This window comes from Saccharopolyspora phatthalungensis (assembly GCF_014203395.1).
GTDB classification, from domain to species: Bacteria; Actinomycetota; Actinomycetes; order Mycobacteriales; family Pseudonocardiaceae; genus Saccharopolyspora; species Saccharopolyspora phatthalungensis.
The window spans coordinates 1,417,723-1,440,692 of the sequence record NZ_JACHIW010000001.1 but is presented as its reverse complement, the minus strand read 5'-3'; the positions used below and the strand labels follow the sequence as shown (position 1 = coordinate 1,440,692).

Annotated in this window: 21 protein-coding genes; 11 read left to right on the top strand and 10 right to left on the bottom strand. The window is 69.0% G+C overall.

Annotation, left to right across the window (positions count from 1 at the left end; all coding sequences use genetic code 11):
• Positions 1-5 precede the first annotated feature (5 nt).
• Both BJ970_RS06350 and BJ970_RS06345 read left to right on the top strand, forming a co-directional pair.
• Positions 6-1,001 (top strand): alpha/beta fold hydrolase, encoded by a 996-nt coding sequence (locus BJ970_RS06350; RefSeq protein WP_184724974.1) that lies wholly within the window; start codon positions 6-8, stop codon positions 999-1,001.
• Positions 1,002-1,024: 23 nt separating this feature from the next.
• The gene (locus tag BJ970_RS06345) at positions 1,025-2,197 is read left to right on the top strand and encodes a glycosyltransferase family 4 protein (RefSeq protein ID WP_246470747.1); all 1,173 of its coding nucleotides are present in this window, start codon (positions 1,025-1,027) and stop codon (positions 2,195-2,197) included.
• On the opposite strand, the gene BJ970_RS06340 is transcribed toward BJ970_RS06345, so the two are convergent.
• Positions 2,178-2,618, bottom strand: a complete 441-nt coding sequence (locus tag BJ970_RS06340; protein WP_184724972.1) for a peptidase inhibitor family I36 protein — start codon at positions 2,616-2,618, stop codon at positions 2,178-2,180. The two genes, BJ970_RS06345 and BJ970_RS06340, sit on opposite strands and share 20 nt — an antisense overlap.
• 243 nt (positions 2,619-2,861) lie before the next feature.
• Here BJ970_RS06340 and BJ970_RS06335 point away from each other — a divergent pair, with 243 nt between their 5' ends.
• Both BJ970_RS06335 and BJ970_RS06330 read left to right on the top strand, forming a co-directional pair.
• Entirely contained in the window at positions 2,862-4,517 is a 1,656-nt protein-coding gene (locus BJ970_RS06335) for an FAD-binding dehydrogenase (RefSeq protein WP_184724970.1), read from the top strand.
• Positions 4,518-4,560: 43 nt separating this feature from the next.
• Positions 4,561-4,743, top strand: a complete 183-nt coding sequence (locus tag BJ970_RS06330; RefSeq protein ID WP_184724968.1) for a hypothetical protein — start codon at positions 4,561-4,563, stop codon at positions 4,741-4,743.
• 121 nt (positions 4,744-4,864) lie between these two features.
• On the opposite strand, the gene BJ970_RS06325 is transcribed toward BJ970_RS06330, so the two are convergent.
• From BJ970_RS06325 to BJ970_RS06315, 3 genes are all read right to left on the bottom strand, one after another.
• On the bottom strand, positions 4,865-5,227 hold the full coding sequence (locus BJ970_RS06325; RefSeq protein ID WP_184724966.1) for a hypothetical protein: 363 nt from the start codon (positions 5,225-5,227) through the stop codon (positions 4,865-4,867).
• Positions 5,228-5,590: 363 nt separating this feature from the next.
• Complete coding sequence (locus tag BJ970_RS06320) at positions 5,591-7,183, bottom strand: monocarboxylic acid transporter (RefSeq protein WP_184724964.1); 1,593 nt, start codon at positions 7,181-7,183, stop codon at positions 5,591-5,593.
• Positions 7,180-7,599 (bottom strand): DUF485 domain-containing protein, encoded by a 420-nt coding sequence (locus BJ970_RS06315; RefSeq protein WP_184724962.1) that lies wholly within the window; start codon positions 7,597-7,599, stop codon positions 7,180-7,182. Before BJ970_RS06315 ends, BJ970_RS06320 begins: the two co-directional genes overlap by 4 nt.
• 727 nt (positions 7,600-8,326) lie before the next feature.
• Here BJ970_RS06315 and BJ970_RS06310 point away from each other — a divergent pair.
• From BJ970_RS06310 to BJ970_RS06295, 4 genes are read left to right on the top strand one after another with little or no spacing between them, the layout of a single operon-like run.
• Positions 8,327-11,302 (top strand): sensor histidine kinase, encoded by a 2,976-nt coding sequence (locus tag BJ970_RS06310; protein ID WP_184724960.1) that lies wholly within the window; start codon positions 8,327-8,329, stop codon positions 11,300-11,302.
• Positions 11,303-11,356: 54 nt separating this feature from the next.
• On the top strand, positions 11,357-11,797 hold the full coding sequence (locus tag BJ970_RS06305) for a roadblock/LC7 domain-containing protein (RefSeq protein WP_184724958.1): 441 nt from the start codon (positions 11,357-11,359) through the stop codon (positions 11,795-11,797).
• A 7-nt stretch (positions 11,798-11,804) separates the two neighbouring features.
• Positions 11,805-12,395: a DUF742 domain-containing protein gene (locus BJ970_RS06300; RefSeq protein ID WP_184724956.1), complete on the top strand. Its 591-nt coding sequence runs from the start codon at positions 11,805-11,807 to the stop codon at positions 12,393-12,395.
• Positions 12,376-13,005, top strand: a complete 630-nt coding sequence (locus BJ970_RS06295; RefSeq protein WP_184724954.1) for a GTP-binding protein — start codon at positions 12,376-12,378, stop codon at positions 13,003-13,005. Before BJ970_RS06300 ends, BJ970_RS06295 begins: the two co-directional genes overlap by 20 nt.
• A 295-nt stretch (positions 13,006-13,300) precedes the next feature.
• Here the strand turns inward: BJ970_RS06295 and BJ970_RS06290 are convergent, their stop codons facing one another.
• Entirely contained in the window at positions 13,301-14,116 is an 816-nt protein-coding gene (locus BJ970_RS06290; protein ID WP_184724953.1) for an SAM-dependent methyltransferase, read from the bottom strand.
• 228 nt (positions 14,117-14,344) lie between these two features.
• Between BJ970_RS06290 and dprE2 the strand changes: the two genes are divergently transcribed.
• Complete coding sequence (gene dprE2 / locus BJ970_RS06285) at positions 14,345-15,088, top strand: decaprenylphospho-beta-D-erythro-pentofuranosid-2-ulose 2-reductase (protein ID WP_184724952.1); 744 nt, start codon at positions 14,345-14,347, stop codon at positions 15,086-15,088.
• Positions 15,089-15,114: 26 nt separating this feature from the next.
• On the opposite strand, the gene BJ970_RS06280 is transcribed toward dprE2, so the two are convergent.
• Entirely contained in the window at positions 15,115-15,825 is a 711-nt protein-coding gene (locus BJ970_RS06280) for an ArsR/SmtB family transcription factor (protein WP_184724951.1), read from the bottom strand.
• Between the two features lie 65 nt (positions 15,826-15,890).
• Between BJ970_RS06280 and BJ970_RS06275 the strand changes: the two genes are divergently transcribed.
• Entirely contained in the window at positions 15,891-16,724 is an 834-nt protein-coding gene (locus BJ970_RS06275) for an isocitrate lyase/PEP mutase family protein (RefSeq protein WP_184724949.1), read from the top strand.
• On the opposite strand, the gene BJ970_RS06270 is transcribed toward BJ970_RS06275, so the two are convergent.
• Positions 16,634-17,377, bottom strand: coding sequence for a dienelactone hydrolase family protein (locus BJ970_RS06270; protein WP_184724946.1), 744 nt, complete (start codon positions 17,375-17,377; stop codon positions 16,634-16,636). The genes BJ970_RS06275 and BJ970_RS06270 overlap by 91 nt on opposite strands.
• Before the next feature lie 114 nt (positions 17,378-17,491).
• Entirely contained in the window at positions 17,492-18,256 is a 765-nt protein-coding gene (locus BJ970_RS06265) for a GntR family transcriptional regulator (RefSeq protein WP_184724943.1), read from the bottom strand.
• 517 nt (positions 18,257-18,773) lie between these two features.
• Between BJ970_RS06265 and BJ970_RS06260 the strand changes: the two genes are divergently transcribed.
• Positions 18,774-21,044 carry a molybdopterin-dependent oxidoreductase gene (locus tag BJ970_RS06260; protein ID WP_312864138.1) on the top strand — a complete coding sequence of 757 codons (2,271 nt, stop codon included), beginning with the start codon at positions 18,774-18,776 and terminating at the stop codon, positions 21,042-21,044.
• A gap of 47 nt (positions 21,045-21,091) precedes the next feature.
• Here BJ970_RS06260 and BJ970_RS06255 read toward each other — a convergent pair whose 3' ends face one another.
• Positions 21,092-22,150 (bottom strand): peroxidase-related enzyme, encoded by a 1,059-nt coding sequence (locus tag BJ970_RS06255; RefSeq protein ID WP_184724940.1) that lies wholly within the window; start codon positions 22,148-22,150, stop codon positions 21,092-21,094.
• 248 nt (positions 22,151-22,398) lie between these two features.
• Positions 22,399-22,812, bottom strand: coding sequence for a VOC family protein (locus BJ970_RS06250; protein WP_184724937.1), 414 nt, complete (start codon positions 22,810-22,812; stop codon positions 22,399-22,401).
• Positions 22,813-22,970: the final 158 nt, after the last annotated feature.

Genomic DNA, 22,970 nt, shown 5'->3' with positions numbered 1-22,970 from the left:
CCGCCATGACCACCCGGGAACTCCACCCAGCGGAGCGGGTGGAGCGCGTCAGCGGCGCCGAAGTGCATTACTGGGTCTACCGCGAAGACCTCGCCGAGACCGGTGACCCGGCCGCGGCGGCGGGTTCGCTTCGCCATGTCCTGCCGGTCGGTTCGATCGTGCCGGTGGGAGCAGCCGCGCCCGCGGACCCGGCCGCGCAGGTCGACCGATGTGCGCCGGCCGACACGGTGCTGATGGTGCACGGCCTGCGTGGCACCCACCATGGCCTGGAGCTCGTCGCGGCGGGCCTGCCCGACCAGCACGTCGTCATCCCGGACCTGCCCGGGTTCGGGGACTCCGGGCCGATGACCGAGCGGCGGCACGATGTCGCCGGCTACGCGCACGTCATCACCGAACTGATCGAGCGGCTCGGCGGGCGCACCCGGCCGATCGTGCTGCTCGGGCACTCCTTCGGTTCGATCGTGGCCGCGCGCGTCGCCTCCGCCAACCCTGAACTCGTCCGCCGCCTGGTGCTGATCAACGCCATCGCGACACCCGCCCTGCGCGGACCGCACGTGGTGCTGTCCGGGCTGACCTCCGCCTACTACACGCTGGGCAAGCGGCTGCCGCTGCGGGCCGGGCACTCGCTGCTCAGTAACCGGTGGGTGGTGCTTGCGGCGAGCCGGGCGATGACGCGCACAAAGGACAAGCGGCTGCGCGGTTTCATCGACGAGAGCCACCTGCGGTATTTCAGCCGCTTCCATAGCCCGGCCCTGCTCAGCGAGACCTTCGAGGCGTCGGTGACGCACACCGTGGCGGACCATGCCGATGCCCTGCGGATGCCCACCCTGCTGATCGCGGGGGAGTCCGACGAGATCGCGCCGTTGGCGGGCCAGCGCGCGCTGGCGGCTCGGCTCGCCGACGCCGAACTCGTGGTGATCCCGGACGTCGGTCACCTGGTTCACTACGAAACACCGGGGCCGGCGGCCGAAGCGATCCAACGGTTTCTTGGAGCGCCATGAACGGCCCTGGGAGGGAAGGCAGCATGGCCGCCGACCGGCGTTCGAGCGAGTCCGGGGCGATGAACGTCGTCGTCGACGCGCGCTGGACGCGGACCGATCAGCACGACGGGATCAGTCGCTACGGCGCCAGCTTGATCGAAGCATTGCACCACCTCCATCCGGTGACGATGTTGATCCATGACGAGCGGCAGCTGCGGCTACTGCCGTCCGGTATTGCGCATCTGAAGGTCAATAGCCCGTTCTCGCCGCGGGAGCTCTGGCTGTCGCGCACGCTGAACCGGCTCGGCGCGGATGTCGTGTTCAGCCCGTTGCAGGTGATCGGCGGATTCCGGCGCGACTACCGGCTCATCCTCACGCTGCACGACCTGATCTACTACCGGCATCCGCAGCCGCCGGGATTCCTGCCGCTGCCGGTGCGCGCCGCCTGGCGCCTCTACCACCGAGCGTTCTGGCCGCAGCGAGTGATGCTCAACCGGGCGGATGCGGTGGTCACGGTCAGCGACACGACCCGCAAGCTCATCGCGGAGCACCGACTCACCCGGCGTCCGGTGACCGTGGTCCACAATGCGCCGTCCCCGCCCCCGGACGATTGCGCGGCGGGCAGGGCCGCCGAGTCCGGTGTCGATGCCGGTCCGGCCCGGGAACCGGCGGGTGGGCCGCGTGAGCTGGTGTACATGGGTTCGTTCATGCCGTACAAGAACGTGGAGACGTTGCTCGCGGGCATGGCGCTCCTTCCGGATTATCGTTTGCACCTGGTCAGTCGGATCGCGCCGGCGCGCGAAGCGGAATTGCGTGCGCAGCTGCCTCCAAACGTCGATGTCGTGTTCTGGCGGGGGATCAGTGAAGGCGACTACCAGCGGCTGCTCGGCCGGGCGAGCGCACTGGTCACCGCTTCTCGGGACGAGGGTTTCGGGCTGCCGATCATCGAGGCGATGAACGCGGGGACGCCGGTGGTCTGCAGCGATCTGGAGATCTTCCACGAGGTGACCGGGGGACACGCGAGGTTCTTCGATCCGGGGTCGTCGAAGGATTTCGCCACCGCGGTGCGCGCCGTGGAGGATGCCCGAGCACGGGCCGATCTGGTCGCCGCGGCTCGCGGTCAGGCGGCGAAGTTCACCTGGGCCAACTCCGCCGAACGACTGCTGGAGCTGATGCGGGACCTGGTCCGCGCACCGGTCAGTGCGACCAGATCTTGATGGCCCGCGCCACGAATGTCGCTTGTGGAGCTTGCGAACCCGTTGGGTACGTGGCGAATTCCGCTTCGGTGTCGCAGTTGGGGTCCTGGTAGACCGTCACGGGATGGCCGGTGTTGTTCACGAAGGACTGGGCGTCTATCCCTTGCTGGAGTCGGACGCACTGCTCCATCGCGGTCGCCTGGACGCCGAGCGCATGTACCTTCCCGGCGAAATTCGCCGCTGGCCAACTACAGAAAGACCCTGCGGGACAAGGAGTTCCGGGCGGATCGGCATGCGCGACACCGGCGCCGACCAGGATGGTGGCGAAGGTGAGCACCGCGGCGAGAAGCATCCGCCAGACCCCGTCCCGCGTAGCCTGCCGCCAGCCGGGCGGTCGGGTGACGACCTGGTTCAATGCGGTGGAAGAAGCATACTTAAACATGCGAAAAATCCCTTCGTGAGTGGAAAATCAGTGGAAGGAGTCCGGAATCGGCTCGCTGAAAACAAGATTCCCGAAGCCCGGATCGGAATGCCAGCGAATTGAGTGGATACACCCCGACCGGGTGGATTTCGGCTGCCTGGGGACCGTTGCGGCGCCGCCGCGGATCGCCCGCCCGACCTGCCATAGTGCCCTCGGCTGCGGTATACAGGCCTCGGTTACCCCTCGGTAGTACGGAGGTCGGCAATGGCACTGGACGCTGATGTCATCGTGGTGGGTGCCGGACTGGCCGGCCTGGTCGCCGCCGCCGAGCTGGCCGACGCCGGCCGCCGGGTGGCGCTTTTGGACCAGGAACCCGAGGCGTCCCTGGGCGGTCAGGCGCACTGGTCGTTCGGCGGCCTGTTCCTGGTGGATTCCCCGGAACAGCGCCGGTTGGGTGTCCGGGACTCACGCGAGCTCGCCCTCCAGGACTGGCTCGGCTCCGCCGGATTCGACCGCCCCGAGGACCACTGGCCCCGGCAATGGGCGGCGGCCTACGTGGACTTCGCCGCCGGGGAGAAGCGGGCCTGGCTGGCCGCGCAGGGCGTGCGGTTCTTCCCGCTGGTGCAGTGGGCCGAGCGGGGTGGCTACCTGGCCACCGGGCACGGCAACTCCGTGCCGCGGTTCCACATCACCTGGGGCACCGGCCCCGGAGTGCTCGCACCGTTCATCCGCCGGGTGCGGGAGGCCGCCGAGCGCGGCCTGGTGTCGTTGCGCTTCAGGCACCGCGTCAGCGAGCTGATCATCAGCGGCGGCGCGGTGGCCGGCGTGCGCGGCGAGGTGCTCGCGCCGAGCCCGGTGGAACGCGGACAACCGAGTTCCCGCGAGGTAGCAGGGGATTTCGAGCTGCACGCGCAATCCGTGGTCGTCGCATCCGGTGGCATCGGCGGCAATTTCGACCTGGTGCGGCGGAATTGGCCGGCGCGCTACGGCACGCCGCCGAAGGAGATGATCGCCGGGGTACCCGACTATGTGGACGGACGGCTGCTCGACGTGGTGGCCCGCAGCGGCGGGCGCCTCATCAACCCGGACCGGATGTGGCACTACACCGAGGGAGTCCGCAACTACGCGCCGATCTGGAGTAAGCACGGCATCCGGATCCTGCCCGGCCCGTCGTCGCTGTGGCTCGACGCTCAGGGCCGTCGGCTGCCCGCGCCGCTGTTCCCGGGCTTCGACACTCTCGGCACGATGGAGCACATCGCGAGAAGCGGCCACGACTACACGTGGTTCGTGCTCAACCGGCGCATCATCAGCCGAGAATTCGCGCTGTCCGGCTCCGAGCAGAACCCCGACCTGACCGACCGGAGCCTCCGCAAGCTGCTGCAGCGCGGTGGCGGCGGCACGCCCGGACCGGTCGCCGAGTTCGTCCGCCGCGGTCCGGACTTCGTCGTCCGGCGCACCGTGCCGGAGCTGGCACGCGGCATGAACGACCTGGTCGGCGAGCCGCTGATCGATGCGGTCGCGCTGGCACGGGAGATCGGCGCCCGCGACCTTCAGGTGGCCTCGGCACTGGGCAAGGACCAGCAGATCATCGCCATCCGCGCGGCCCGCCGTTACCTGGTCGACCGGATGATCCGGGTCGCCGAGCCGCACCGGCTGCTTGACCCGGCCGCCGGGCCGCTGATCGCGGTGCGGCTGTCCATCCTGACCCGCAAGACGCTAGGCGGGCTGGAGACCGACCTGGCCGGCCGGGTCCTGCGGGATTCGGGCGAGCCGCTGCCCGGGCTCTACGCGGCAGGCGAGGTCGCGGGTTTCGGCGGCGGCGGGATGCACGGCTACCGGGCTCTGGAGGGGACTTTCCTCGGCGGCTGTCTGTTTTCCGGCAGGCAGGCCGGGCGCGCGGCCGCCGCCGCGCTGGGATAGCCCGCCGAACCTGCGGGATCATCGGGGCACGCAGGCTCGGCTTATGAGCGACCTGACCGAGCCGAGCCGGTGGATGCTGCGGATAGGGCGGGATGAGCTGCGGAAATGGCAGCGGCCTGAGGTCGTCGTCAACGACTTCCAGATCGCACCTTCGTTCATCGTCGGCATCCTGATCTTCTGCCACGAGTCCACGGCGACGGCGGGCACTTGGGCAGCCGCGCGCTGATGATCCGGCCGGCGATCAGGCTTGCCGGGCACGTGCCGCTGCGGCGGTTGCGGCCGGTCGGTTTCCGGTTGATCGGACCGGGATTTCTGCCCCGGCGATTTCGCGGCCGAATGCGGCGTGATCAGATGTAGCAACCGCTGACGAATCCGCCGATGCGCGTGCGGCGATTCGTGACGTCCAGCCATTCCGAATTCGCCGATCCGTCCGGGCAGCGTACGGTTTCCCCGTTGACCTTCCGGTGGATGGTGGCGTTGTCTCCGGGATTTCCCGCACCGCGTGCGGGCGCGCCGGTATTGGGCGCCGAGCGGATCCGCACACCGGGCACTCGGAAGTCGCCGGCCCGGTCGTGTGCGGCCTTGTTGACCAGTTCAACCAGGCCGTTCTTGAGTTCGACCGCGATGGTGGCGGCCTGGGTGCCCAGCCCGGAAACGGGCAGGACGGCGGCGGTGACGGTAGCGAGCAGTGCATTACGAACCGTTCGCATGGAATACCCCCCGATTCGCCCGCCGGATCGCTTTGCATTGCCCCCAGCTATTGCCGAAGCGTCTCTTTGTCGGGCAGCTTCCAGTTTATGGAGAATTGGGGTCGATCGGCAGTATCCGATTGGGTAGAGCGCAATTGTGCGCGACGGCGCAACTGCCGGTGACTCGCGGCGATCGGGCCGGGCCGGCTAACTCCACCGACGGGTCGGCGGCGGTGGCGCGTCGATGCGGTGTGTGCCGACGAAGACGGCCCCGGGACGCCAACGTCCCGGCACGGGCCGCGCCGCGTTTTCATGTTTCGGTGAGCGGTGGAGCCGCGCCCCGCGTGGCCCGCTACGCGGCGAACGCGCCTGGCAGTCCGTGCTTCAGCCGGCGCGGGAGCCCAGGCCGGTGAGGGAACGGACCTCCATCTCGGCCTGCCGCTCCTCGTCGACCGCGTCCTTGCCGAGGAAAGTGCCGATGAAACCGCAGATGAACGAGATGGGGATCGACACGATGCCCGGGTTCTTCAGCGGGAAGAACGCGAAATCCACGGTCGAGACGATCGAGTCCGGCGAGCCGGACACCACCGGGGAGAAGATCACCAGCAGCAGGCAGGAAACGAGCCCGCTGTAGATGCCCCACAGCGTCCCGGTGGTGTTGAACCGCCTCCAGAACAGCGAGTACAGCAGCGTGGACAGGTTCGCCGATGCCGCGAACGCGAACGCCAGGCCGACCAGGAACGCGATGTTCTGCCCGATCACCAGGATGCCGCCGAGGATCGAGGCCACGCCGATGACCAGTGCGGTCACCCGGGCCACCTTCACCACCGAGTCGGAGTCGATGTCGCCGCGTCGGATCACGTTCGCGTAGATGTCGTGCGCGAACGACGCCGACGCGGTCAGCGTCAGCCCCGCCACCACCGCCAGGATCGTGGCGAAGGCGACCGCCGAGATGACGCCCAGCAGCACCGTGCCGCCGATCCGGTAGGCCAGCAGTGGAGCCGCGGAGTTCTCCGCGCCCGGTGCGTCCAGGATCGCGTCGGTGCCCACCAGCGCGCCCGCACCGAAGCCGATGACCAGCGTGCAGATGTAGAACGTCGCCATCGTCCAGGTCGCCCAGACCACCGAGCGGCGGGCCTCGCGGGCGTTGGGCACCGTGTAGAACCGCATCAGCACGTGTGGCAGGCCGCCGACGCCGAGCACCAGCGCCAGCGACAGCGACACGAAGTCCAGTTTGGTCAGTTCGGACTTCCCGTACTGCACGCCGGGCGCGAAGATGGCGCGGCCATGCGGGTTGTTCTCCGCGGCCTGCTGCAAGAGGCTCGTGAAGCTGTAGCCGAACTTGCCGAACAGGAAGATCGTGATCAGCGCGACGCACAGCAGCAGCATGGTGGCCTTGATGATCTGCACCCAGGTGGTGCCCTTCATGCCGCCCACCAGCACGTAGATCATCATGATCGCGCCGACCGCGGCGATCACCAGGGCCTGGCCGAACCGGCCGTGGATGTTGAGCAGCAGCGCCACCAGACCGCCGGCACCGGCGATCTGGGCCACCATGTAGATGATCGTGATGGCCAGTGTCGAGGAGGCGGCCGCGGCCCGCACCGGACCCTGGCGCATCCGGAAGCTGAGCACATCGCCCATGGTGAAGCGGCCGGTGTTGCGGGTGCGCTCTGCGATCAACAGCAGGTTGACCAGCCAGGCGACCAGGAAGCCGATGGAGTACAGGAAGCCGTCATAGCCGTAGATCGCGATCGCCCCGGCGATGCCCAGGAAGGACGCGGCGGACAGGTAGTCACCGGAGAGCGCGATGCCGTTCTGCACGCCGCTGAACGAGCTGCCCGCGACGAAGTAGTCGCTGGAGGTGCCCCGGTTGCTCACCCGGTACACGATGAACAGCGTGATCAGCACGAACACCGCGAACACGCTGGTGTTGATGATCGCGTTGCCGGCCGGGATCAGCTGCGGTTCGTTCATCGGTCGTACTCTCCCGCGTCCTCTCGGATCCGGTCGACCTGGGGGTCTATGCGTCGCCGGGCGAACCGGGTGTACAGCGTGGTCAGGCCCACCGTGGTGACGAACTGACCGACGCCCATGACCAGCCCGACGTTGATCTCGCCGATCAGCGGCTGCGCCATGAATTCCTGGGCGTAGGCGGCGACCGCCACGTAGCCGATGTACCAGATCAGGAAAAACGCCGTGGCGGGAAAAACGAACCATTTCAGTTGGCGGCGCAGTGCGCGGAATTCCGCACTCTGCTGGATAGCGGTGAAATCGGGGCGTTCGTTAGTCGCACGAACGGCGCTCTTGTTGATTCCGCCGAAGGCCGCAGCTGGATTTCCGGGCTGGTCGCGGGGGCTGCCGCGCAGCGCCGATTGCGGTGCGTTGCTCATGGATCCTTCCTGGAACATCGCGGTTGGCCCGTTTGGCCGATGCCTGGCGGCGGCGGGGAATTCTAACCACTGCACGCGCCGAATCAACAGTGTGGTGATCGCCACCGGGGTGCGGATTCCGGGGTGCCGGACGGCGCCCGCCGCCACCCGTCGAGAAGGCTGGAGGGGCGGCGATCGACGCTTGGTTACTGTCCGGTATTGCCAGGTCAGCGGTCGGCTTGCGGGTGATGATCTTGCTGACCTGGTCTTTTGTTGAGTTTGTGACCAAAGTGGATTATCTATCGCTAGGCTGAAAGGGTGAAAACGGCGCGGCGGGCGGCGGTCCTGTTTGGCCACAGGGGGTGACTGGCGCCGTTTGTCGTAGGTGAATGCCAAAAAGCCCCCGGTGCTATCCGGGCTTCCGGGGCATATAGTGCTGAGGCACTGAAAGACAGTCGCGCGATCGGGAAAGGTCACGGTTCGGTACCAGTGTCCGAAATGCGCCAACCGGAGACGCCTGCGGTGACGTTGGGTGGCGTTCGAACCCCAGCGGTCCGGTTCAGTGCGGTAAGGAGCTCCCGGTCGTTGGGTGGTACACGACCACGGCTGGATTTCATCCTCGACAGCCCCAAGACGACGATTGCGGGACCTCACGCATGCGCCGTTCTCCAACGCATTGTTCGCCCGAGAGGATGCCGACCGTGACTGACCAGCGAGGAGACCCGAACTTGCAGCCGGGAGGGCGCTCGTGAGCGCGGGCGGCTTCGGGCGCGCTCGCGACGCCCTGGTGCAGTGGCGCAACTGGTCGCTCCCGACCAAGCTGGCCGCGGTCGTGCTGGTGCCGGTGATCTTCGCGATCACCCTCGGTGTCGGGCAGATCCGGTGGCAGGTCGAGCAGGCCGCCGAGTACGACCGGGTCGCGCAGGTGGTCGACGCCGTCGACCGGATCGAGCCGCTGATCGCCGGCGTCCAGCACGAGCGGGCCCGCTCGGTGGAGTTCCTGGCCGGCGACCGCGGCCTCGACGCGGTCGACGAGCAGGTGACCGCGGTGGACCGGGCGGCCGCCGACCTCGAAGGGATCTTCGCCTCGACCGACGCCTACGCCGGGGTCGTTTCCGATCGTTACCGCGAGCTGCGGCCGGGGTTGGACGGTCTCGCGCAGCTTCGCCAGCAGGTGCGCGACCGCCGGATCAGCCCCGAGCGGGCGATCGACGCCTACACCCGCGTGATCAACTCGGTGCTCGCCCTGGACCGCGCGCTGACCAGCAGCGTCGCCGACCGCAGTCTGGCCCCCACGGCGACCGCACTGCAGGACATGCTGGGGCTGACCGAGGAGGTGCGGCTGCAGCAGGCCTGGGTGCTGACCGGGCTGAGCGACGGCAGCCTCAGTTCCGTCGCGATGGAAAACCTGAACGGCTCGCGGGCCCGCCTGCTCAGCAAGATCGGTGATGCTCGGTCCACCGTTGCCGCGTACTGGCAGCAGCGGCTGGACCGGACGATGGTTGCTCCGGAGATCAGGAACCGCAACCAGATGCTCGACACGATCATGGCCGAGAGCACCGACAACCGTTACACCGGCGAGTATTCGGTGCGGCGCGAGGACTGGAACTCCGGTACCGACCGCGCGGTCGCATTGATCGACCAAGGGCACGACGACCTCGCCGCCGACGTGCGGTCCACCGCCGCGCGGCTGGAAGACGAGGCCAGCAACGTCGCCGGTTGGGACTCGGTGCTGCTGCTGTCCGCGCTGATCGTCGCCGCCGCGATCATCATCGCGATCGCCCGGCAGCTGCTCGGCTCCTTGCGAGACCTGCGCAGCAGCGCGCTGGACGCCGCCGAGTACGAACTCCCGGCGGCCGTGGCCAGCGTCCGGCAGGGCAACACCGCCGACGCGGTCGTGGAGCCGTTCCCGGTGGACACCACGGACGAGGTGGGGCAGCTGGCCCGTGCCTTCGACGAGGTGAACCAGCAGGCGTTGCGGCTGGCGGTGGAGCAGGCGGACCTGCGTCGCGGCTACAGCGACGTGTTCGTCAGCATTTCCCGGCGCAGCCAGAGCCTGCTGGAACGGCAGTTGCGGCTGTTCGAGCAGCTGGAGCAGGACGAGGAGGACCCGGACCAGCTCGCGCGGTTGTTCCAGCTGGACCACCTGGCGACCCGGATGCGGCGCAACAACGAGAACCTGATGGTCCTCTCCGGCAGCGACCTGGCGCGGCGCTTCACCCAGCCCACCGACCTCGCGGACGTGCTGCGCGCCGCGGTGTCCGAGATCGAGCAGTACCCGCGGGTCGTGGTGCAGCCGCCGCCGACGGTGAAATTGCGCGGGCACACCGCCAGCGACCTGGTGCGGCTTGTCGCCGAGTTGTTGGACAACGCGGCGAATTTCTCTGCCCCGGACACCACCGTCACGGTGTCCAGCTACCAGTCCGGCGATGGCACCGTGGTGATCGACGTGCTGGACCAGGGCATCGGCATGGGGGACCAGGAACTCGCCCGCGCAAACGAACAACTGGCCCAGGTGGACGAGGACGACCTGGCCAGCTCGCGCCGCATGGGGCTGTTCGTCGCTGGCCGCTTAGCGGTGCGCCACGGCGTAGGTGTCGAGCTGCACGGCGGGCCGGACGTCGAGGGCGTGCGGGCGACGGTGATGATCCCGGTCGAGCACGCAGTCCAGTCGGAGTCCGGGACGGTGTTGCGGCCGTCGTCGACGCAGGCAAGCCAGCGCAACGGGCACGTGCACACCGACCTGGCGACTTCCAGGCCGCTACCACACCGTGGCGAGCAGCCTGCTGCGGCGCAGGAGAGCATGCCCTGGCAGGAGCCGACCCCGGCGAACCTCTTCGAGCCCGGTAGCGCCGAGCGGGAGGACTCGCCGACGGAGCACCTGTTTGACGCGCCGCTCGGCATCCCGCAGCAGCCGCGCACGGCGCCCGCGGACTTCGGCGTCGACTGGCCGGGTGCCGAACCGCCTGCGGAACGACCGGCGGCGGCGTCGCCGATCTTCAACGAGGTCTCCACCCAGTGGTTCCAGCCGGCCAGCGCGAACCCGTATCTGCATTCGCGGGCCGACACCGGCGAATTCGGCTGGCCCGGCACGGAAAGCGACCCGGCCGGGGAGGCGGGACCGCCGCAGCGTTCGGACTTCCTGCCGGGCGACCCGCAGGAGGGGGCAGCGCTCACCTCGTCCGGGCTGCCGCAGCGGGTGCCGCGCGGGAACCAAGCGGCGGAACCGGCGGCCGGCGCACCCGCCCGCAGCCCGGAGGACATCAGCCGGAGCCTCGCCCAAAACGGCGTCCAGTTCGGCCGGTCGGTCGATGCGTCGGCGGAGACCCCGGCGGAACCAACCGGCGCGGGCTCGTGGATGCAGGAATCCGCCGGGCAGGACCCGTGGCCATCGGAACCGGCCGGATCGGACGGCTGGAGCTCGGAGCCCGCAACGTCGCAGTCGTGGATCGCGGAGACTTCCGACGCGGATTCCTGGACTTTCGCCGCGGACAGGGCGCGCGAGGCGGCCGAGGCCGCGGCGAACCCGCAGTCGGCGACGTTCACCCAGGCCGGTTTGCCGCGCCGAACCCCCAAAGCGCACCTGGTCCCGGGCAGCGTGGCGAACTCCGAGTCACGGGAATCCAAGCGGTTCCAGCGGGACGCGGACCAACTGCGCGGGCGGCTGGCAGACTTCCAAAGCGGTATCAGTCGCGGTCGGCATCGAGCAACCGACGAGGACTGACATGAAGGCTGCCGCGCGAAGGCGTGATCACCTCGGCGACGAACAGGAGGTTGCATGACTGCTCAGGAGACGATTTCCCGCAGGTTCGGCTGGTTGATCACGGACTTCACCGAGCGCGTGGCCGGTGTGGCACACGCGATCGTGGTGTCCGCCGATGGCTTGGTGCTGACCGCGTCGGCGACCCTGCCCAGGGACCGGGCCGACCAGCTGGCCGCGGTCGCCTCGGGGCTGCTGAGCCTTACCCAGGGCTCGGCGAAGTGCTTCGAGGCCGGGCGCGTAGTCCAGACCATCGTGGAGATGGAACGCGGCACGCTGCTGCAGATGGGCATCAGCGATGGCTCCTGCCTGACCGTGCTCGCCGCCCCGCAGTGCGACATGGGGCTGATCGCCTACGAGATGACCATGCTCGTGGAGCGCGTCGGCCAGATGCTTACACCGGAGATTCGGTCGCAGTTGCAGGGAACGTCGAACGCGTTCACCGGCCAACTGGTGTGAGGATGCGATGAGTAGACGCTCGGATAACCCACGTCAGGGCCGAAGACGGGACAACTCCGGAGACGACAGCTTCGCCGAGGTCGTCCACGGGTTCGCCTTCGGCAGCGGGCGCAAGCGCAAGCGCGAGCTTTACGAAGAGCTGGACGAGCCGCCGCCGGAGGAATACCCCGAGCACGACGACGAACGGTTCGACGAGCAGTACGAGGAGTACGAGGAGTCCTATTCGGACGACCACGTCGAGTCGGCGGAACCGGACGCACCGGCGGCGTCCAGCATCCGGTCCTACACCTGGACCGGCGGGCGCACCAGGTCGAACTACCAGCTGGAGCTGGAAACCCTGGTTTCCACCGGCGAGGTGTACCGGCCCGGCGCGCCGATCCGGCTGGAGCACCAGTCGATCGCCGAGCTGTGCCAACATCCCAGATCGGTCGCGGAAGTGGGGGCGCTGCTGTCAGTGCCGATCGGAGTGGCCCGGGTGTTGTTGGCCGACATGGCCGAACTGGGGTTGATCACCGTGCACCAGACGGTGAGCGAAAGCGGCAGCGCACCACACATGGTGTTGATGGAAAGGGTTTTGAGTGGACTCCGTCGGCTATAGCGCGCCCCAGCTCGGCTCCGTGCAGCCGCAGACCCTCAACCGGGGCGGCACCACGTCCACCTCGGCGAAGATCGTGGTCGCGGGCGGGTTCGGGGTCGGGAAGACGACGTTCGTCGGGTCGGTGTCGGAGATCGTGCCGTTGACCACCGAGGCGGTGATGACGGAGGCCAGCCGAGGCGTCGACGACCTGGGTGCGACGCCGAACAAGACCACCACCACGGTCGCGATGGACTTCGGCCGGATCTCGCTGGCCTCCGATCTGATCCTGTACCTGTTCGGCACGCCCGGCCAGCAGCGGTTCTGGTTCATGTGGGACGACCTGGTGCGGGGCGCCATCGGCGCGGTCGTGCTGGTGGACACCCGGCGGTTGGCGGACTCGTTCTCCGCGATCGACTTCTTCGAGGACCGCGGGCTGCCCTATCTGGTCGGGGTGAACTGTTTCGACGGTCAGATGCTGCATTCGATCGATCAGGTCCGCGAGGCGATGGCGATCGGCCCCAACGTGCCGATCGGGCCGTGCGACGCCCGCGACCGGGAATCGACGAAGCGCACCCTGATCGCGCTGGTAGAGCACGCCATGCGGCACTGGACGACTCGCCCGCACGGCTGAGCTGGGGCCGCTGCGCGTGGCGGTGCGGGCGACCTCGGCTGTCGTTTCGCTGCGGGATCCCCGATCTGCGCCCGGTGCGCAAATCGGGGTTGTCCGCGCGCGAGACGACGGCTGAGAACTCGCGGTGGTGCCCGTGACCGGACTGGGTATGGAGTCGCGGGTGGTCGATTGACCGTAGCGTCAATTGAAACCGGATCAATGGAGACCGGGTCAATGGAGACTGGGTCGATTGAGACCGGGTCAATTGAACCGTGTCATTTGAGACTGGGTCAGTTGAAATCGGGGGTTCACGGGGTCACGGCTTGCGGGCCACACCGCCGAGGAGGTTGTACTCGCCGTCGGACGGCTCGGCGAGACGCGGACCGTCTGGCCACCAGTCGAACAGGTACGTCAGGCCGGGCTCGACCATCTCCAGACCCTGGAACAACGCCTGGATCTCGTCCCGCTTGCGGTAGTAGCAACTGCCCATCATCGCGTTGAACCGGGCTTGCGACTCCACCGCGAGCCTGGCTCGCGAGCTGCCGTCGTCGGGGTTGTGCAGGTGCGAGATCGCGAGGTAGGAGCCGGCGGCCAGGGCATCGACGTAGGTCGACATGATCCCCAACGGGTCCTCGTCGTTGGGGACGTGGTGCAGGGTGTTGCACTGGATCAGCGCCACCGGCTGGCTCAGGTCCAGGTACTTGGTCACCACCGGGTTCGTCAGGATCTCCGCCGGATTGCGCAGGTCCGCGACCACGAAGTGGGTGTTCTCGTTCTCCTCCAGCAGCGCGCGGCCGTGCGCCGCTACCGACGGGTCGTTGTCGACGTAGACGACCCGGGCCTCGGCGTTGATCCGCTGCGCCGCCTGGTGCGTGTTCTCCGCGGTGGGCAGCCCGGAACCCAGGTCGAGGAACTGCGAGATGCCCGCCTGCCCGGCCAGGAAGCGGACCACGCGGATCAGCCATCCCCGGCACTGCCTGCCGACCTGCACCGCCTCCGGGGCGATCTTCAGGATCTGGTGCAGGACCTCGCGATCCACCTCGAAGTTGTCCTTGCCGCCGACGAATGCGTCGTACACCCGCGCGATGCTGGGTTTGGTGGTGTCGATCTGCGGGCTGTCAGCACTTGCCATGGGAAGGATCCGCTCGGTCCGGGGTAGAAACGATCACGAGCAGGGTATTCCGGGCAGCACGCCAGGTAAACCGCTGTCACGCAGCAACCGGTGGTCTTCGCGGCCACCGTCTCTGCGTCCTTTGTGGACAACTTCTGGCCGGGCTCTAACTGCGCGAGGCAGGCCCATAGGCCGAGGTAGGGCGAGCCGGAATCGGGGTGTGCGACGGCCGGTGGCAGACTTGCGGCGATGAGCGGAGCGGTATTGGTCCTCGGGGGCCGCAGCGAGATCGGCGTGGCGGTGGCGGAGCGCCTGGTCGAACGCGGGCACCGCACCGTTGTCCTGGCGGCGCGGCGTTCGGCGGATCTCGACGCCGAGGAGGCCGCGCTCCGCGAGGCCGGTGCCGCCGAGGTCGTCCGCGTGGAGTTCGACGCTTCGGACGTCGGTAGTCACGCCGAACTGCTTGCCCGGGTGGTCGACCGGCACGGCCCGGTCGACGTGGCGGTCACCGCCTTTGGCGTGCTCGGCGACCAGGAACGGGCCGAGCGGGACGCCGCGCACGCGATCGACATCGTGCACACCGATTACGTCGCGCACATCAGCGTGTTGACACACCTGGCGAACCTGCTGCGGGAGCAGGGCAGCGGTCAGATCGTCGTGTTCTCGTCGGTCGCGGGCGTGCGGGTGCGGCGGACGAACTACGTCTACGGGTCGGCGAAGGCCGGGCTCGATGGGTTCGCCAACGGTCTTTCCGACGCCTTGGTCGGCAGCGGCGCGCAGTTGTTGATCGTGCGGCCCGGGTTCGTCATCGGGCGGATGACCCGGGGGATGCGTCCGGCTCCGTGGTCCAGCACGCCCGACCAGGTAGCGGATGCGACGGTCAAAGCCCTGCGGCGCGGGCGTCGCGTGGTGTGGGTGCCGCCGATCCTGCGCTGGGTCTTCGCGATGATGCGCTTGCTGCCGCAGGCGATCTGGCGCCGCATGCCCCGCTGATCCCCCTTTGGCGCACCGCAGCCGCATCACACCAGATCGTGAGCGGTCGCATCGATGGCGAGCAGGTCGCGCAGCGCCGTGGTGCCGGCCGGGGTGAGGCGGACCGCGCGGTCGGTGCCGATGCGCTTGATCCAGCCGTTTTCGAGGAAACGGCGCAGTAGGTGGGCGCCGGAAGTGCCGGCGAGGTGCGAGCGTCGTTCGGTCCAGTCCAGGCAGGCGCGGGCCAGCGGGCGCCGGGTGACGCGGAGATCGGCGGCGGCGATGCCGAGAGTGCCGGTGAGCCAGTCGATGCCTGCCTCGGTGATCGCGAACCCTTCGGCCTGGTTGAGCAGGCCCTCGGCGGTCATGCCGTCGGCGATCGCGACTCCGAGCCGCCCGGCGAGGTGGTCGTAGCAGGTGCGCCCCCGGGCCAGAGCGGCCGACGCGCTGACGGCGCGCAGGCCGCGCGGCGGCTCCCGGCTCGGCCCCAGGTGGCCGATGAACGCCTCCAGCAGGTCCGCCGCCTGCGAGTTCGCGAGCTGCACGTACCGGTGTCGGCCCTGCTTGCGTTCCACCAGCAACCCGCCCGCGACCAGCCGGTTCAGGTGCTCGCTGGCCGTCGGGGCGGCGACCCCGGCTTGCGCGGCCAACTCGGTCACGGTCCAGGCCCGGCCATCGAGCATCGCCAAGCAGAACGCGGCACGGGTCGGGTCGGCGAGCAGTCCAGCGAGCCGGGCGACGTCGCGTGCCATCGTCATGCCGGCCATTCTCCGACGACCACGCTTCGGTGGATACCGAACCGCCCCGGACTTAAGGTGCACGCATGTCGCGAGAATTTCATGCGCTGCACCACGCGGATTCCCCGTTGCTGCTGCCGAACGCCTGGGACTTCGCCTCCGCCGCCGCACTGGTCGAGGCCGGGTTCGAGGCCATCGGCACGACGAGCCTCGGCGTGGCGGCGGCCCACGGGCTGCCCGATGCCGCGGGCTGCACGCGCGAGGCAACGATCGAGCTCGCCCGCCGATTGGCCGATTTGCCCCGCCCGGTCACCGTGGACGTGGAGGCGGGTTTCGGCGGCGGTCCCGGCGAAGTCGCGGAGCTGGCCGCCGAACTGGCCGAGCTGGGCATCGCGGGAATCAACCTGGAGGACGAGCTCGGCGACCCCGCGCGCCATGCGGAGCTGATCGGCGCGGTGAAGGAGCGGACGCCAGAGCTCTTCCTCAACGCGCGCACCGACACCTACTGGCTGAGCACAGCGCCATCCCTTGCCGACACGATCAGCCGCGCCGAGCGCTACGTCTCGGCCGGCGCGGACGGCATCTTCGTGCCGGGCATGGCTGACCAGAGCGACATTCGTGCGCTGCGGGACGCGCTCACCGTGCCGCTCAACATCCTCTTCCAGCCAGGCCACCGCGTCGAGCACTTGGCGGCCCTAGGCGTTCAACGCATCAGCATGGGCTCGCTGCTGTACCGCGCCGCGCTGCACGCCGCGGTGACAACCGCATGCGGCATCCGCGCCGGTGCGGACTTGCCGACGGGCATTCCCAGTTATTCGGCTGTGCAGGACTACGTGGGCGGTGGTCGCCGGCGAGGTGACGGCGGTTTCCAGTGCCCTCCGTCCGGTCCGGTCCAGCGCTCGACCCCAGCCCCGAGGTAGGTGCGGAACCAGTCCGCGGCGAGCTCCGCGACCCGCTCCAGCGCGCCGGACTCTTCGAAGAGGTGACCGGCGTGCGGCACGATTTCGATTTTGACGTCGGCCAGCGGCAGCGAAGTGAGCAGCTCGGCGGCCTGCCGGTTGAGGTTGAGCACCTCGCGGTCGTGGCCGCCGACGATCAGCAGCGTCGGAGCGTGCACCGAAGCCAGTGCTTCGCCGCCGAGGTCGGGGCGCCCGCCGCGCGACACCACGGCACCAACGCGTTCCGGTCGCCGAGCGGCGGCCTTCAGCGCCGCGGCGGCGCCGGTGCTGGCGCCGAACAGCCCGACCGGCATGCCAGTGCTGGTGGACCACGCGTTGAGTTCGTCGATCGCGGGCACCAGCCGCCCGGCGAGCAGTTCGATGTCGAAGCGCAGTTCGTGGGTCCGCTGGTCGAACTTCGCCTCTTCCGGGGTGAGCAGGTCCAGCAGCAGGGTGCCGAACCCAGCGCTCTGCAACGACTCGGCAACCGCGCGGTTGCGGGGGCTGTGCCGGGAACTCCCGGATCCGTGTGCGAACAGCACCACCGCCTGGGCTGGCGGTGGCACAACGAGATCTCCGTCCAGGGCTCCCTTGGGGGTCTTGACGATCACCGGCTCGGTTGAGACTTGAACCATGTGAGCCTCCTCCAGATCCGCAAGCTCCGACTACCCCGCCGCGCGAAGCGCGACACCCCGGTGTCGGGCGATTTCACGGCTGTGACGGGAAATCCGCGATGGGGGATGACGCTGTCAACGCGCCGGGTGCCGGGGATACACCGGGATTTCGTACTCGATCTGGTAGCGGGACGCAGCCACCACGATGTCCGCCGTTTCCACCGGGCGGTCGGCCGCGTAGTAGGTGCGCTCCAGGACCTGGACGATGCTGCCTTTCGGGACGTTCAGGCGGAGGGCTTCGTCCGCCGACGCCGTTCGGGCCGAGACCGCTTCCACCGTCCGGTCCACGATCACGCCGATGTAGGCCATCCGCTCGACCACACCTTCCCCCGCCCCCGGGCCCGCATTCGGCAGCGCTACCGGGGTGCCGCCGGTGATCGCGAGCGGCTCCCAGCTGGTCGACAGCATCGTGCGCTCCCCGCCAGCCGTGAACTCGTACTCGCTGCGCATCGTCGCCTCCCCGACTTCGATCCTGAGCCGCGCCGCGATGCGGGCCGGGGCGGGCATCGTGCTCGACACCGATTCGCGCTGCCCGGCGATGAGCTCGCCGGTGCGGGTCGCGACGAACGGCGATCCGTGGACGTGACCGCTCAGCGACGAACGCTGGACGCGCAGGTGGCCCGTGGTTTGGCGGACGTAGACGCCGCTGCCGGTTCGGCCTTCGACCAGCCCTTCGGCCATCAGGACCTGCACCGCCGAGATCGCGACGTTCTGGCCGACCCGGTAGGTGCGGCTGATCTCGGCGCGGGACGGCAGCCGGTCGCCGGGCGCCAGATCGCCCGACACGATCCGGTCGCGGAGATCGTCGGCGACCCGCAGATAGCCGGCCGGTTCAGCCATAGGTGCGCTCCCGTTCCGTTCGTCATTCGATGACCTGCGGTGCCCGGCAACATCGCGCACACTGAGCCACAAGCCTTAACCTGTTGCAACAGGTTAGCACCTGGTGGCTCACATTGACCGCATCGTGGGATGACCGTCGAGAAAGTTGTTGCAGCAGGTATCTTGGCCGCAATGTCGTCGGGGGCGGACCGGCGTCCGCCAGCGGTTGACATGCCCGCCCACCGAGGGCAGCTTGTCGAGTCATTCGAGCCGCCGACCACCAGGAGTCCGTCCATGAACGCCCGCACGCCCGCCCGCCCGGTCGCGTGTGTGGTCGTCGCGGGGGCCGGGCCCTGCGGGCTGTCGGTGGTCGAACGATCTGATTTCGGTGTGCTGGTCCGGCACATGCGCTCGCGGGTAGCGGTGCTCAACGGCGGGTACGTGGTGGAGGTCGGGGACAGCGAGGAAGTGCTGGGCAACCCGCAAAGCGAGTACACTCGCGCGCTGCTCGCCGCCGCGCCCGATCTCGAACTGTGGGGTGATCGTGTACCAGCAGCACAGCTCGCACTGGGGCCTGTTCACCGCGGCTCGCACGCCGGACGGCCTGGACGTGGTCGCCGACTCGGACGACCCGGACCCGGCTCCGCTGCTGCGCAACATTCCCGCGTCGCTAGACGAACGCGTGCGCGTGCTCGCGCCGCACGTGCGGAAGGGTTGGTTGGACGGCCAGTCCGAGCGCGGCGGCGATGAATACGTGCCGGTCAGCTGGCCAGCGGCGATCGAGCTGGCGGCAAGCGAGCTGGATCGGGTCCGCGGCACCTACGGCAACGAGGCGATCTACGGCGGCTCCTACGGCTGGGGCAGCGCGGGCCGCTTCCACCACGCGCAGAGCCAGATCCACCGGTTCCTCAACGTCATCGGCGGCTACACCCGCTCGGTCAACACCTACAGCCTGGGCGCGTCCCGGCCGCTGTTGCAGCACGTCGTCGGCAACGACGACCCGATCGTGCGCCCGACGGCGTGGCCGGTGCTGGCCAAGCACACCGAGCACTTCGTCTGCTTCGGCGGCATCCCAGCGAAGAATTCGCAGGTCAACGCGGGTGGGGTCAGCAGGCACGCGGTGGCCGGGCACCTACGTCGGGCGCGGGCGCGCGGCGCCTGGTTCACGCTGATCAGCCCGCTGCGCGACGACCTCGCGCCGGAGCTCGGCGCCAGGTGGCTGGCACCGGTGCCGGGCACCGACACCGCGCTGATGCTGGCGCTGAGCCATGTGCTGATCGAACGCGGTTGGCACGCCGAGGAGTTCCTCCGCACGCACTGCGTGGGGTTCGATGAGTTCTGGAAATACCTGTCCGGCGCGGCGGATGGCATCGTGAAGAGTCCACAGTGGGCGGAGTCGGTCTGCGGCATCGACGCGGCCGTCATCGTCGGGCTCGCCGAATCCATGGCGACGCGGCGCACGATGGTGACGCTGAGCTGGTCGTTGCAGCGCGCCCGCTACGGTGAACAGCCGTTGTGGGCCGGCATCGCGCTGGCGTGCGTGCTCGGCCAGATCGGCCTGCCCGGCGGCGGATTCGGCCACGGCTACGGTGCGATGGCCGGCATCGGGATGCGCCCGCTGCCGTACCCGCTGCCGACGTTGCCGCAGGGCGAGAACCGGGTTCGCGAATACATCCCGGTCGCGCGGATCGCGGACATGCTGCTGAACCCGGGGCAAGAGTACGACTACAACGGCGAGCGTCGCCGGTACCCGGACATCCGGCTGGTCTACTGGGCCGGCGGGAATCCGTTCCACCACCACCAAGACCTGGCGCGGTTGACCGAGGCGTTCCGCCGCCCGGAGACGGTCCTCGTGCACGAACCGTTCTGGACGGCGACGGCCCGGCACGCCGACATCGTGTTCCCGACCACCACCACGTTGGAGCGCAACGACCTGGGCTGCGCCAAGGAAGACCGTGCGCTGATCGCCATGCGGCAGGTCACGCCGCCGCTCGGGCAAGCGCGGTCGGATTTCGAGATCTTTACCGCTCTGGCCGAAAAGCTCGGGGTGGCCGCGGAATTCACCGAGGGCCGCGACGAGTGGGCCTGGCTGGCGCACCTCTACGAGCAGTGGCGGCAGGCGTCCGCGGCAGGACCGGATTTCCGGCGGTTCTGGGAGATCGGCCGGCTCGAACTGTCCGGCGACTCAGACGACCAGGTGCTCTATGACCGGTTCCGTGCCGACCCGGCCGGTAACCCGCTGCCGACGCCGAGCGGGCGCATCGAGCTGTTCTCGCGGCGGATCGGCTCCTTCGGTTACGCCGACTGCCCCGGGCACCCGATCTGGCTGGTCCCGGAAGAACTGCAGGTTCCGCCCGGTGCCGGGGATTTCCCGCTGTTCCTGGTCGCGAACAACCCGGCGACTCGCCTGCACAGCCAACTCGACCACGGCGCGACCAGCGCCGAGTCCAAGATCCACGGCCGAGAACCGCTGCGCATGCACCCCACTGACGCGGCCTACCGAGCATTGTCCGCAGGCGACGTCGTGCGGGTCGTCAGCGCGACGGGGAGTGCCCTCGCAGCGGTCGTGATCAGCGACTCGGTCCGCCCCGGGGTGGTCCAGCTCGCGACCGGTGCCTGGTTCGACCCCAGCGCCCCGGACGTCGCCACGTGCATCCACGGCAACCCGAACGCCGTGACCCGGGACATCGGAACCTCCCGCCTGGCCCAGGGCTGCACGGGCCAACTGACCCGAGTCGAGGTCCAGGGCTTCGCCGCTGCGCCACCCCCGCTGCGTATCTACGATCCGCCCGTCGCGCAAGAGAACTGAAGCGCCTCCGTTTCCCTGGCGCTTGAAGGGCAGCGCAAGTGCCGGGATCAGGCGGCGGGGTTGCCGAGGGTCAGCATCAGCCTGTTGGCCCAGGCGAACATCGCCGAGACCGCGACGAGGTCGCGGATGTCGTCAAGGCTGAGCCCGACCGCGCGTAGGCGCCGGATGTCGGTGTCGGCCAAAGCCGCCGGGGTGGGCGCGAGGGCGCCGGCGGCATCGACGATCGCGCGTTGGCGCGGATCCGCCACAGCGGCCGGGCCGGCCTTCGCCAGTGCCACCGAGGTGACCTGGTCCTTCGACAACTGGACCTGGCGGCGGCCGTGCACACCGGCGCAGTACTCGCAGCCGGTGATCAGCGACGTGGCGAGCGCGGCGAGCTCGCGGTCGGCGCGGTCCAGTGCGCCGGTGCCGGTCATGATCGCGTTGTAGAGCGCGGTCCGCTCCGCCAGCACCTGCGGATCGTGCAGCAGCGTCAGGTAGAACGGGGACCGCTTCTCGTCCGCCCCGGCGGATTTCTCCGGCGCGGTCGCCGGATCGACCCACGGAACCCAGCGCAGCACCGGAAACGCCTCGGCCGGGGTCGGCAGCTCGCAGCCGTCGGCAGTGGCCCCGACCGCGATGGAGTAGGCCGGCTCGGGCGGCACCGGACCGTCGTCGGCCTGCTCGATGAGCCGCAACCCGAGCAGCAGCCGGACCCGGTAGCTCACGTAGGCCACGACCTGCGACGCGGCTACCACCTCGGCGGAACTGAACCCGTGCGCCCGCAGCGCGGCGATCTCGTCGAACCCCGCATCGACCGGATCTAGCGCGACCTGCTCGCAGTGCGCGAGCAACGCTTGCAGCGACTCGGAAAGCTCGGACCAGCGCTCGACGTCCCGGATGACGTCGGCGGCGCCTTCCCCGGCCAGCGAATCCAACTGCTCGGCCAGCTCGTCGGCGTATTCGGCGTGCTCGTTGACCAACGCGACGCGCAACGCGATCCGGGCACGATCGGCCCGGCTGAGCACGGACTCGTCGGCGGGGCGCAGCACGGCGGCATCAACGCTCGCGGTGAACTCGCGCACATCCGGCCGGAGCACGGCCAAAGCCTCCTGCGTTCGGCTCACGCGCTCAACGCCGACGGTCGTCATAAGCATCCAATCCCGCTAGAACGACTTCTCCCACAATAGTTTTCCACTGTGCACGACCGCCCGTGACCGTGCCCACCTCGCGAACGCGCAAGCACCCACGAATTGCGTGTGGCCGCAACGTGAACGTCGGCTGGCGTCCCGATTACCTCAGCACGTAACTGAGGTGAATTCCGCAGAGTCAAGGGGTTCGCTGCGGAAGCAGTTGGGCGCGCGTGACCTCACGGTCATTCGGGGAGGTTCAGTTGCCAGGACACTCCGAAGCGGTCGTTGATCCAGCCGAACTTGGGGCTGAAGCCATAGGAGCCAAGCGGCATCAGTGCTTCGCCGCCCTCCGCGAGTGCCGCGTAGAGGCGGTCGAGCTCGGCTTCCGTTCGGCAGGTGACGAAGAGCGACATCGACGGCGTGAAGCCGAACTGGTGCGGCGTCGGGCTGTCGATGCACATGAACTGCTGGCCGGAGAGGGAGAACGTGGCGTGCTGAACGCTGCCCTCGGCGCCGGGGCCGTCGGCGCCATAACGGCTGATGGCGAGGATCTCGGCGTCCTCGAACAAGGACGTGTAGAAGGTCATCGCTTCCTCGGCCGTGCCCCCCTGGAACATCAGGAAGGTCGTGATCCGCTGGGGTTCATGGTTGATCATCGCGTCTGCTCCTTCGCTAGGCGACTCGCCGGAATCTAGCGGCCACCCCCGTCAAACCGCAGCGCTTGCGATAAGCGGCTCGTCGGCAATGGACGGTCACCGGTGGGTCCGCAGTTTTAATTGGGACTGTCCACCCACCCCGCAGACCCCCGAACCGC